Origin of the sequence: Denitrobacterium detoxificans (assembly GCF_015062615.1) — a bacterium.
In the GTDB taxonomy this organism is placed as follows: Bacteria; Actinomycetota; Coriobacteriia; order Coriobacteriales; family Eggerthellaceae; genus Denitrobacterium; species Denitrobacterium detoxificans_A.
Window position 1 is genome coordinate 334,230 of the sequence record NZ_SUUH01000001.1, and the last position, 12,211, is coordinate 346,440.

General features: G+C 60.4%; 8 protein-coding genes. All 8 read right to left on the reverse strand.

All coding sequences use genetic code 11. The features are described from left to right. Window positions 1-6: 6 nt before the first annotated feature. Entirely contained in the window at window positions 7-1,143 is a 1,137-nt protein-coding gene (mltG, locus tag E7002_RS01475) for an endolytic transglycosylase MltG (RefSeq protein WP_303727151.1), read from the reverse strand. Window positions 1,144-1,168: 25 nt separating this feature from the next. Next, window positions 1,169-1,630, reverse strand: coding sequence for a Holliday junction resolvase RuvX (gene ruvX, locus E7002_RS01480; protein ID WP_303727152.1), 462 nt, complete (start codon window positions 1,628-1,630; stop codon window positions 1,169-1,171). Continuing rightward, window positions 1,630-4,269, reverse strand: coding sequence for an alanine--tRNA ligase (gene alaS, locus E7002_RS01485; RefSeq protein ID WP_303727153.1), 2,640 nt, complete (start codon window positions 4,267-4,269; stop codon window positions 1,630-1,632). The genes ruvX and alaS overlap by 1 nt, the downstream gene beginning before the upstream one ends. A gap of 161 nt (window positions 4,270-4,430) precedes the next feature. Further along, window positions 4,431-5,846 (reverse strand): AI-2E family transporter, encoded by a 1,416-nt coding sequence (locus E7002_RS01490; protein ID WP_303727154.1) that lies wholly within the window; start codon window positions 5,844-5,846, stop codon window positions 4,431-4,433. After that, window positions 5,847-6,422, reverse strand: coding sequence for a DUF948 domain-containing protein (locus tag E7002_RS01495; RefSeq protein ID WP_303727155.1), 576 nt, complete (start codon window positions 6,420-6,422; stop codon window positions 5,847-5,849). A 48-nt stretch (window positions 6,423-6,470) separates the two neighbouring features. Then, on the reverse strand, window positions 6,471-7,787 hold the full coding sequence (locus E7002_RS01500; protein WP_303727156.1) for a replication-associated recombination protein A: 1,317 nt from the start codon (window positions 7,785-7,787) through the stop codon (window positions 6,471-6,473). Between the two features lie 69 nt (window positions 7,788-7,856). Next, window positions 7,857-10,976 (reverse strand): CotH kinase family protein, encoded by a 3,120-nt coding sequence (locus E7002_RS01505; protein WP_303727157.1) that lies wholly within the window; start codon window positions 10,974-10,976, stop codon window positions 7,857-7,859. Between the two features lie 113 nt (window positions 10,977-11,089). Further along, complete coding sequence (locus E7002_RS01510) at window positions 11,090-12,178, reverse strand: glycosyltransferase family 2 protein (RefSeq protein ID WP_303727158.1); 1,089 nt, start codon at window positions 12,176-12,178, stop codon at window positions 11,090-11,092. Between the last annotated feature and the right edge of the window lie 33 nt (window positions 12,179-12,211).

Consider the following 12,211-nt stretch of genomic DNA (forward strand, 5'->3'; position numbering starts at 1 on the left):
CCCAGGCTAGTTGGACGTGCCCTCGATGGCAGCGCGATGGTCTTCAAACGTTTCGCTGAAGTAGTAATCGGTGCCACCCTGGTCGTTCTGCACGAAGTAGAAGTACAGGTAGTTCGTCTGATCGGGCGAGCAGACCGCCTGCAGGGCATCGAGGCCCGGCGAGCAAATGGGGCCAGCCGGCAGGCCCTTCTGGGCATACGTGTTGTACGGGCTGTCGGTGGAAATATCGTCGGACGTAGGATCGTGCCCCACGACATAGGCAACCGTGGCATCGCTCTGCAGCGCCATGTTCGAGGCAAGGCGGTTGTAGAACACCGAGGCAACCGTAGCCATGTTGTCGGAAGCAGCCTCGCGCTGAACGACGCTCGCGAGCTTCACGACATCGTAGGCGGAAAGGCCCTGGCTCTGGGCATACGAGTAATCGAGCGAGGATACCTCCTGCGCATACTGGTCGAGCATGCGGCGAATGACGGAGTCGGCGGTATCGCCCGACTGGATGCTGTACGTCTTCGGGAACAGGAAGCCCTCGAGGCTATTGTTGTACGCGCCCTCGACGAAGGGATAGTCGGACACGTAGGCCGAAGCGTTGAAGGCTGCGGCAAGGAAATCGTCTGCCGAGATGGAGCCATCGTACGCTTCCGCCACGATCTGAGCCGTCTGCTGAACGGTAAGGCCCTCGGAAACGGTGAAGGTTACGAGGCTGGGGCCCGCAACGAGCTGGCTGATGATGTCATCGACGCTCGTGCCACCCGCAATGGTGTACGTGCCGGGCTTCAGCGAGCTTTCCGCATTGGCGGCCTTCACGGCATCGGTGAAATCGGACGTGCGGGAAATGAGCTTGCAATCGGCAAGCGTCTGGGCAATGGAAGAGGTGGATTCGCCCTGCTCGATCGTGAAGCTTGCCTGCGTGCCCTCGGGCAGCACGTCGGACGTGGAGCAACCCGCGCACGAACGGAACCCGAAGACGAGCAGCACCGTGAGAATGACGGCGAGCACAAGCCCGAACACGAGGGGCCCGCGATGCTTCTTGGGTTTGATCATCGATGTATCATACGTGCGAAATTCGCGCGCACCACGCGCATGAGCATGACGCGCCGCATGGCTGGAACGCGAAGAGTACGTAACGCGTCGATGAAGAGCCATAGATAAGCACAAACCTTTCGGACGATTACCTAGCGCCAGTACCCGATGACGAGGCGCCTTCTTCGGCCTCGCGCCGCGAACGACGCTCATCGAGCCAAGCCTGCAGGAACAGGCTCGCGGCTATCATATCCACTTTTCCGCGCATCTCGCGCTCATGATATCCCTTTTCACGCAACGAGCGTTTCGCCTCGCTGGAGCTCAGGCGCTCGTCGGTGAATTCCAGCGGAAGGCCCGTCGCCTTCGCAATGGCCGTGGCAGCGGCCCTGATGCGCTGGGCTTGCGGTCCCTCCTCGCCCGCCATGGTGTACGGCAAGCCGGAAAGCAGCATGTCGGGTTCCCAATCTTCGAGCACCCGACGAAACGACGCGGCGTTCCCCACGACTTCGTTCGTGGGAAGAACGCACACGGGGCTGGCAACGGATTCGCGCGGGTCGCAGATTGCGACGCCGCAGCGAACCTTGCCGATATCGAGGGCCATGACCCTCACTACATGAGCTCCTGAAGAGCCAGGCTGAGCGCCTCGTCGAGACCGGAGGCGTCCTTGCCGCCTGCCTGGGCCATGGTGGGCTTGCCACCGCCGCCGCCCTTGATGGCAGGAGCGATTTTCTTGATGAGCGCACCAGCGTTGAAGCCAGCTTCCACGGCTTCGTCGGTGCCAGCGGCCATGATGAGCGGCGTCTCGCCATTCAGGCTAACGAACACGCAAGCGCAGGCGGGCTCGGCATGGCTGCGGAAGATATCCCACGAGTTGCGCAGCGCGCCCGCGTCCATGTTGTCGATGCGCACGGCCAGCAGCTGATAGCCCGCCTTCGCGCGCTTCAGGTTCTCGTCGACGATCTGCTTGAGCGAACCCGCGGCTGCCGCCTGGCGTGCGCGCTTGTTCTTGAACTGAAGGTCCTTCAGCGTTGCCAGCGTAGAGGCGGTGCGCTCGTTCACGTCGAACAGCGGCACGTTGAGCTCGGCAGCCGTGGCACGCAGCTCGGCTTCCATGCGATGCATGTATGCCAGGGCATCGAAGCTGCTCACAGCCTCGATACGGCGCAGGTTGGCACCAACGCTCTGCTCGACGGTGATCTTCACGAAGCCGATTTCGGAGGTGTTGGAAACATGGGTGCCGCCGCAGAGCTCCTTGCTGAAGCCATCGACGTCGACCACGCGCACGACCTCGCCGTACTTCTCGCCGAACAGCGCCGTAACGCCCGATTCGCGCGCTTCGGAAAGCGACGTCTCGTACGTGTTCACCGCGTGGTTCTCCATGATGATGCGGTTGGCGATTTCCTCGACCTGGTCGAGCTGCTCACGCGAAACGCCTTCGAAATGCGTGAAGTCGAAGCGCAGACGGTCGGGGGCAACGAGGCTGCCGGCCTGCTTTACGTGATCGCCCAGCACCTCGCGCAGCGCACGATGCAGGATGTGGGTAGCCGTGTGGTTGCGGCGAATGCGCTCGCGGCGCAGCACGTCGATGGATGCCGTAACGGCATCGCCCTGGGAAAGGGTTCCCTCTTCGACGCGAACGTAATGCATGTAGAGGCCCTTTTCGGGCTGCTTCGTATCGCTTACGGCAGCGCGGCCGGAAGCGCAGAAAATGGCGCCGGTGTCGCCCACCTGGCCGCCCATTTCGGCGTAGAACGGCGTGACGTCGAGCACGATGCCGCCCTCTTCGCCCGCATGCAGTTCCGTAACGCGCTGGCCATCGCGTACGAGGGCCTTCACGGTAGCCTGAGCCTCGTTCTGAGCGTAACCGCAGAACTCCGTAGCGCCCACTTCTTCCAGAATGGCATTCATGGAGCCATCGTAGGTGCTCCATGCGGCCTCGGCATCACCCTGCGTGGCGGCACGCGCACGCTCGCGCTGGGCCTGCATGCACTCCTCGAATTCCTTCGTATCAACTTCGATGCCGCGCTCGGCGCACATCTCCTGCGTAACCTCCAGCGGGAAGCCGTAGGTGTCGTGCAGGGTGAATGCGGCCTGGCCGGAAAGCATGTTGCCGGAAAGGGCATCGAGCTCTTCGGCCAGGAACGTGCGGCCCTGGCGCAGCGTGGCGCCAAAACGCTCTTCCTCGGAGAGCACGACGCGGTGAATGAGCTCGCGATTCTCGACAATTTCAGGATATACGGGGCCCATGACCTCGATGATGTTATCGACGAACGAGCCAAGGAAGGCACCTTCGACGTTCAGCAGATGGCCCTTCATAACCGCACGGCGGAGCAGGCGGCGCAGCACGTAGCCACGGCCCTCGTTCGAAGGCAGGATGCCATCGGCAATCATGAACGTGACGGAACGAGCGTGGTCGGCCATAACGCGCAGCGCCATGTCGACGGCCTCGTCTTCGCCGTACGTCTTGCCGGAAAGACGCTCGCCCACCTGAATGAGGCCATGGAGCACGTCGGTGTCGAAGTTGCTCTGCACGCCCTGCATGATGGCCGCGATGCGCTCGAGGCCCATGCCAGTATCGATGTTCTTCTTCGGAAGCGGGGCAAGCGTGCCATCTTCCTGGCCGTCGTACTGCGTGAACACGCAGTTCCAGTACTCGAGGAAGCGGTCGCAATCGCAACCGGGAGCGCAATCGGGGCTACCGCAACCCACTTCGGGACCCTGGTCGAAGTAGATTTCGCTGCAGGGGCCACAGGGGCCGGTGGGGCCGGCGCGCCAGAAGTTGTCGTCTTCGCCAAGCTTGGTGATGTGGCTTTCCTCGACGCCCAGATCCTTCCAGATCTCGATAGTCTCATCGTCGTTCTCGAAGACGGTGAAGTAGAGCTTTTCCATGGGAAGGCCAAGCACGTTCACGCTGAAGTCGAGGGCCCAGGCGCACATCTCGCTCTTGAAGTACTCGCCGAAGCTGAAGTTGCCGAGCATCTCGAAAAAGCTGAGGTGACGACCGTCGGTGCCGATGATGTCGATATCGTTGGTACGCACGCACTTCTGAACCGTGGTGGTACCAATGTAGGGAGCCTCGAGGTGCTTCTGCTGCAGGAAGTAAGGCTTGAACTGCACCATGCCGGCGCTCGTGAGCAGCAGGCTGGGATCGTCGGGGATAAGCGAGCTAGAAGGCATGCGCTTGCAGCCCTTTTCCTCGAAGTAATGCAGATACGCTTCGCGTATTTCGGCGGTAGTCATGTAGTGCATGTGGTTCCTCTGCCATTGGATTGCCCAATATATGCACGAGAGCCGCACGTGCAATGGCTACGCCTACGGCCCCGTTGATTTCCGAACGTACATTCTACCGCCCACGTAGTTACTCGGGCACGAGTACGTGAAGTTTCCGCAAATCAATAGAAGAAGGGAGCCTAGTGCTTCGAATCGTCGCGACCGGAAAGGCGATCGACCGACTCCTCGACGGAATCAACCGCATGATGAGCGGCTTCGTCGGCAGCCTCGATGGCATGGTGCGCCGACTCGCCCGCCTTATGGGCGGCGCGCTTCATTCCCGATTTCAAACGCGTGGAAAGCCGTACTGGCGAAACGGCATCGCGGCGCGGATCGACCGACCCCTCGCCCGCCGGCGTTCCCTTGAAGAAGACGCCATCTTCGGAAACGATGGAACGACCGGTGCGCTTTTCGAAGAAGTACACGAACATCGACTTGCTCATGGCGGCAACGGGAATGCCCAAAAGCATGCCAGTAAGGCCACCGACCATGCCGTTCATCTGGGTGCCCGCAGCCAGGCCAATGGTCATGGCGAAGATGACGAGCATGGGATGCACGTCAACGGATTCCGACATGATCTTCGGGCTAATGAACGTGTAGACCACCTGCTGGATCGTAATGGTGACCACCAGGGCGATGGCGGCAACGGGCAGGCTGTACGGAAGTGCGGCACCTGCGGCGGCAATGCCACCGAGCCAGGGACCGATGACGGGAATGATGTTAAGCAAACCCGTAATGATGGCGAAGGCGATGGCATTGGGAATGCCCAGTATGGCGAAGGCGATAGCGCACCCCAGGGCGATGATGCCGCACTGCAGCGCCGTGCCCTTGATGTAGCCACCCACCACGCGCGTGAACGTGAAATGCAGAAACGACAGGCCCTCGCGATGCTTGTCGCCCACCAGGCGATGCATCTCGCGCACCATGTCGGGCGAGATGAGAAGCAGCCAAAACGCAACTACCAGGGCGAATCCCAGGCAGAACAGCGTCCCCGAAATGGCGGAGCCAATGCTTGCCATGGCGGTTACGCTGGAAGACACGAGCCCGTTCGCCCAATCGGCAGCGGCGTTCGTGGCGTCGTTGATGATGTCACTCACCGTGGGGTTGGCAAGCAGGTCCTGATGCTCGGCCATGAACGACTGGTACGCCGCCCCAAGGTCGTTCGCGTAGGCGGGAATGTCCTGCGCCAGGCTAACGAACTGGTCGCCGATGCCAAGGAGGGGCGACGACATGAGCAGCACGACCGCCGCTATAACCACAGCGAACAGCGCATAGCCGCACACCACGGCCCAAAAGCGGCTCATTCCCCTATTCGAGAGCCCATTCACGAACCCACGCAGGCAGAAGAAGATGATGCCCGTCCAAATGGCAATGCCAACGGGAAGCTCCATGACCTTGAGCAGCAACCCGAGGGCATACACCAGAAACGCGGCGCCAATGAGCGTCCACACCTTGAGCGCACGCGCGCCCCATATCTTTACCTTTTCGCTGGAAGACGATGCGTCCACCGAACGCTCGTCGGGGGCAGATGCCTCCCCCTCCACAGGCAGCGGCATCTATTCGGCCTTTTCCTTGCCATAGGTGAAATACGCCGGAGCATCGGAAGAAGCTTCGGCCTTGGACTGGGGCTCCTGCTGGGGAGCGGCCTTAGGCTCTTCGGGAGCCACCTGGGCAGCCTCGGCCTGAGCCTTCGCCTGGGCCAGCTGTTCGGCCACGTCGCTGGACTTGTGACCACCCAGGACATCGCTCACCTTCGTGGAAATGGTGTTCACCAGGTTGGCAGGAGCCTTCGTGATGGAATCGATGGAGCCAGCGGCGCTGGAGACGGTACCCGTCACCTCGGAAACGTCCTCGAGAATCTGGTCGACGCGCATGAGCTCGAGATTCGCGGCGTCGACGGTAAGCGATACGCGCTCGACGAGCGGATCGACGCGTTCGGCTGCAGGCTCGAGGGAGCCCGTTACCTTCTCGATGTGATCGAGCGCGGGAATGAGCTTCTCTTGCGCGGACACGACCATATTGTTCGCATTGCGCACCGTCTTGACGAGCTCGATGATGAGCCAGATGAGCGCAATTCCCACAAGCGAGAAGACAATGGGAACGATGATGCCGAAAACCGAAGACGCGTCCATGGGAATCCTCCTGAGTGCGCGTAGACAAATACTACTTTGATTCTATCACTATCGACGCTGGCCACGGTCACGTCGGGTAACGTCCATGCGATACCCTTCCCAACCCCGTTCCGTGGGGTTGAAGAAGCAACCGGGCTCGAGGCCATCGGGAAGGTACCGCTGATCGACCCACCCCGCGGGGTAGTCATGCGGATACTTGTACTGCCCGTATTTCTCGGAACCAGGACGATGGCGGTCGCGCAGATACGAGGGCACCTGACGCGCCGGGCCGTTGCGCACTTCACGCAAGGCGGCGTCGATACCCGCTTCCGCGGCATTGCTCTTGGGGGCAAGCGCCAGGTAGATGGCCGCCTGCGCAAGATTGATGCGGCATTCAGGGTAGCCAATGACCTCAGCGGACTTGAAGGCCGCATGCGCAATGAGCAGCGCCTGAGGGTCGGCATTGCCCACGTCTTCCGAAGCGGCGATCATCATGCGTCGCGCAATGAACTTGGGGTCTTCCCCACCATCGATCATGCGCGCAAGCCAATACAGCGCGGCGTCGGGATCGCTGCCGCGCATGGACTTGATGAACGCGGAGATGACGTCGTAGTGCATGTCCTTGTTCTTGTCGTACGGCAGGCTGCGATACGGCGTGGCGGTATCGACCGCATTCAAGTCGATGGTCGCGGGCTTGCCCGGCTCGCCCGGCTCAACCAGGGCGGCGGCCAGCTCGAGCGTAGTAAGTGCGGAACGGCCATCGCCGCCGCAGAGCAGCGCGATACGCTCGCGCGCCTCGGGCGACAGTTCGTACCTGCCGCCAAAGCCGCGCTCGTCGCTTAGCGCGTTGTCGAGCAGGGTGCAGATGTCCTCGTTGGAAAGGCCGTGCAGCTCCACGATGCGACTGCGGGATATGAGCGCGGAATTGACCTCGAAGAACGGGTTTTCCGTGGTAGCGCCCACCAACACGACGATGCGATTTTCCACGGCATGCAGCAGCGAATCCTGCTGGCTGCGATTGAACCGGTGAATCTCGTCGACGAACAGGATGGTGCGCAGGCCACTCGAGGTGAGGCGCTTTTCCGCCGCCGCGATTTCGCGGCGCAGATCGGCTACGGTGCCGCCAATGGCGGACACCTCCACGAACGTGGCCTTCGTGCTCTCGGCAATGATGTGCGCGATGGAGGTCTTGCCCGTACCCGCAGGCCCGAACAGGATGACGCTCGTAAGATCGTCGCGGTCGATGGCGGCGCGCAGCCAGCTATCGGGGCCGCAAGCTTCCTGCTGGCCCACGAGCTCGTCGAGCGCACGAGGGCGCATGCGCACAGCCAGGGGCGCAACCGAACGGCGCGCCTGGTTTTCTATTTCGCTGAAAAGAGTATCCATGCCCGCAAGCTTAGCACATGGGGCACAAGCCCACCGTAACGCAACGGGAACGCCACGTTAGCGCATGTGCTAGCACGCCGTGCGCCCCTCGAGGAACCCGTACTCGATGAAATGGAGATAGTACGCGGCCTTGTCCTTGCCGAAGGCTGCACGCAGATCGGCATAGCGCGCCCGATACGTAGCCCAGTTGAAGTTGTACGAGGCAATACGCCCCTCCGCCATGCCGTACCGCACGAAGTGCTCGAGCGTACCCACGTAATCGTTTCCGTAATGCGCGGCAACATCGGGATTCATGGCCTGGTAGTAGTAGAAATCGTACACGTCGGAATAATCGACGCCCTGGTAGACGCTCGTCGGGTTCTCGATGACGCCATTATCGGCGGTGAACGTGTCGATGTTGTCGTTCATCCACCTAACGCGCCAAGTCAGCCAATCCTTCAGGTAGGCAACGTTCGCATCATACGTTTCGAAGGGCTCGAACTCGTTATTGAACGAGGTGACACCAAACATCACTTCGTTCATGCGCTGGGAAAACGACACGAGGTTCTGGTAATAGGCAATGGAATGCAGGTAGCCATTGCTACCCACCGCATCCGCGCCGCCCAACACGACGTCCGAAAGGAGCGGACAGATACTCGACGAAAGCAATTCCCGCACGCGTTCGAGCACCACGGTGCTGTTGTACAGCCATTTCGTACCCGGGACCACAAAGCCCTCGTACGAACGAAATGCATTGGTGCTCCAATCGATGCGCATGCCCATGGAGGCGTCAAAATCCCACAACGGCTCCGCGTAGAGAACCGAATACGAACCATCGGGCCCATCGGCGTCCTTATAGAAGAACGTGGAAGTATAGAAGGCGTCGATGTTCTTGAAGAATTCGCTTACCGCGAACGATTGGGCCAAGGACTCTAGGTCAAACGACGGAGCAGACCCATCGGTATAGAACACGTCGGCATAGACTGCATCGATGGCACGCTGCATGTATTCGCTGATGTACTTCATGCACGCCTCGGAGCAAAGCTCGGGACTCTTCACCACGAAGTTGCCGATGCTCGTAGAGAACCAACACGTCTCGGAGGCATAGTACGCTCCATCACGCTCGATAAGGTAACCGCCCGTTATGTCATCGGGATCTTCGGCGCCATCAACGTACTGGTAAGCGTACCCATACGCATTCGTACCCTGCGCCGTAGGCAATGCCTCCAGGTCGACGCCCGCCTTCTTGCAGGCCTTCTCGATGGCGCTTTCCAAATCGGTAATGGAAACGCGCCCCGACTTGATTTCCACCTTTTCGCATAGGTAGTACGTGCCCCGGTACTCGCCATCGTAGTACAGGTCGACGAACGCACCCTGCATGCCAAGCATTCCCAACTCAAGGCCCAGGTCATAGGCTATGGCGGTATGAATCAAGGTAGGGTCGGCAGACCCCGCCAGCAGAATCCACTTCTTCGCCTTATTCGCGGAGTCGCCCGTTTCCAGCAGGTCGGCCTTCTTCGAAAGCGAAATCTGATAGGGCTTTTTCACGCCAAGCCCCCACGTGGAATTACCGCGCCCCTTGATAGTAGACAAGGAACCCGAAGCCAAATCATCGGCATCGTACACCACATCGCCCGAAGGCGTAAGGAGCGTTACGGCAATGCTCGCCTTCGCAGAATGGTCGGCGCTCCCCTCGACATACGACCGCCCATAGTTTTCGGCATCTGCACTGGTAAGGAACATTGCATCGACGTAAGCCGACTTCATGATAATGAAAGGAGCCGTATGCCCCGCGCCGTACGAAATGGAAAACGTCGCGCTTCCCTGCGAGGAAAGCAGGGCATCCAACGAGGAGAAGCTGATCACGGTGCCATCCTGCACCACTGCCGAAATGCCGTTGCCCGAAAGTAAAACGCTCACCAGTTCGCCATCGAGCGCCCGAGCGGTAAACGCAACCGAACTGGTAGACGCGCACGCGGGCAGGAACAGATGCACGCCGTTCGACGCTACCGCAGAAGAGAGAGTCTGCAGTACACCGCTCTGCCCATTCGCCACGACCGCGGAAAACGATGGGGCAAGAGCACCATGGGACCCCGCATAATACGTCGACCCATCCGAAAGCGTCACGAGCCCCTTTTGGACCACGCCATTTGACCCCACGTAGATGTCGTAGCCCGCGCCTTCCGATGCAGTTACGATGCGGGAACGCGCAATAGAGCCATCGGAAGCAAGCCAGTACGTTTGCTTGGACCCCCACGCCGACGTGGTAATCCATTGACCTTGAATGGCGATGACGGAACCATTCGTGGCATACCATGCAATGCCCTCGCGATTCCATCCCGCCTTACCCAAGGACGTATCCTCGGCCAAGCTTGCGGTGAAGTTATGCGCGCCCGACACCCCATTGGGGTTGTACTCGCGATAGATGGGCAACTGGGAAGAATCGTCGGAATACCAGCTAATGCCTTCGTACTTCCAACCCAACGCCCTCAGACGATCACGTTCCACGACAGAGCGTGTGTAATGGTGATCGCCCCCGTTGGGGTTGTACAGTCGAAACACGGGAGCTTTCGACGTGATAGGAGCCACCCAACCAACCGACTCCCACTGCCAACCCGCCTGGCAAACCGATACGGCTTCATCGAGCGACACCGTGTAAAAATGCTCACCCGAATTTGGGTTGTAGAGGCGATAGACGTTCTGATGAGATTCCTCGTAGCTTGATTCCGATGCAGCAGGTATTTCGCCTTCGGTCTCGCCACTTGCAACGTCGCTAGCCTCAGTCTCGCCCTGCGCAGAAAGGGCCGCATCGGCACCCTCCGTCGCGGCAGCGGACGAAGACGACGCGCCCTCGTTCAGCGAATCTTCCGCACCGACGGATTGCGAAAGCAACGCATCGCCAGAAAGCCCCTCGTCAACTTCATCATTCGCGGAGGAATTGTCCTGAGAAGAGCCAGATCCGTCAAGGGACTGCGCAAGCTGGTCCGCACCGCCCTCAGAGGCAGAGCCTTCAACCGCAGGAAGCGGGTCGCTGCCCACTACGGCACCCTCTTCAACCTGTGCATTAGCTACCGCTTGCACGGGCGAAACCTGATCGGCATCGCCCTCGGCAGCATACGCGGCAACCGGCGCGAACGCGCAACATGCAATGAGCATGCCAATGAAAAGGACGACGAAACGAAAACGAGCAATACCTGACAAACGAGACACGTGACCCTCCCAAGCGTAAACAATACAAGTAGGGTACCCGCAAGTCTCGTTATGCACAATATATGCCACCGCCGGTGAAACAATACGTCGACGAGAACAGACGAACCGAAGCGCTAGCGATGCAGCTTACCGACCACCTTGGCGGCAATATCTCCCACGCCGTAATGCTTCAAACGCCACGCAAGGGCGATGCGCGAAGCCTTCGATTCCCCCACCGCAAGCACACCATCGTTCGAACAGTCAAGGCACAGCCGCACCATGGGCACGGCATGGGAAGCGATGCCCCGCAGCGCGTCATCGCCAGGCAGGGCCCCACGCCAGGCATCTCGCAAACGCACCAGACGAGAGGCACGCCATTGCGGCTCCTGGCGCAAGATGCTGTACTCGATGAACGCAACCGACCATTCCACGAGCGCAGAAGCATACCGCGGAAAGAATCCGGCGGACTGCCAATCGGCAAACACCGCGCACAGGGCATCGAGGTCGCGATCAATCTTATCGCGCACGTCTGCTGCGGCGCGCTGCATAGCCGATCCCTGGCTGTCGACGCGATAGATATACACCTGGCTGGAAACGAGCTTCGCGCCATGGGCGCGCGCATAGAGCGCGCACAAGAATGCAAGGTCCTCGCCCATCGACAGAGACGGGTCGAAGCGAATGGCCGAATCCTCGAGCAGAGAAGCCCTAAACAGCACCTGCAGTCGGGGAATAGTGTTTTCGGCGAACAACAAGGCAGGCGTGAACTCGGCATATTCCACGTCGCGCGGGACGGCATGAGCCTGGAACCAGGCGGATTCACTGCCGGCGGGAACGCATCGCGCGCCAAACGCAAGCGCATCCCACGGACACGTATCGAGCGACGCCCCATCTGCGAGGGACGCACCAAGCGCCTCGATCATACGCGCGAACGCGGAGGGCTCGAATTCATCATCGGCATCGAGAAACGTCACGTACGCGCCAGAGACCCGGGACAGAGCCGCATTGCGAGCCGCGGACACGCCGGCATTCGCCTGATGCGTAACGCGAATGCGGCTATCACCACGCGCCACTTCGTCGAGCAGCTCGCCAGAACCATCGGTGGACCCATCGTCTACGCAAATGCACTCCCAGTCGGCAAACGATTGGGCAAGCAGCGACTGCAGCGCCCGCATCACGGTGCTCTGGGCATTGTAGACCGGCATGATGACTGAAATGCGTGCCACGGAACCTCCGACTCTTCGCGCAGCGCTTTATCG

Coding starts and splice junctions, on each gene's coding strand:
- mltG (WP_303727151.1), bottom strand. CDS start 1,143: ATGGCTCTTCATCGACGCGTTACGTACTCTTCGCGTTCCAGCCATGCG.
- E7002_RS01500 (WP_303727156.1), bottom strand. CDS start 7,787: ATGGATACTCTTTTCAGCGAAATAGAAAACCAGGCGCGCCGTTCGGTT.
- E7002_RS01490 (WP_303727154.1), bottom strand. CDS start 5,846: ATGCCGCTGCCTGTGGAGGGGGAGGCATCTGCCCCCGACGAGCGTTCG.
- alaS (WP_303727153.1), bottom strand. CDS start 4,269: ATGCACTACATGACTACCGCCGAAATACGCGAAGCGTATCTGCATTAC.
- E7002_RS01495 (WP_303727155.1), bottom strand. CDS start 6,422: ATGGACGCGTCTTCGGTTTTCGGCATCATCGTTCCCATTGTCTTCTCG.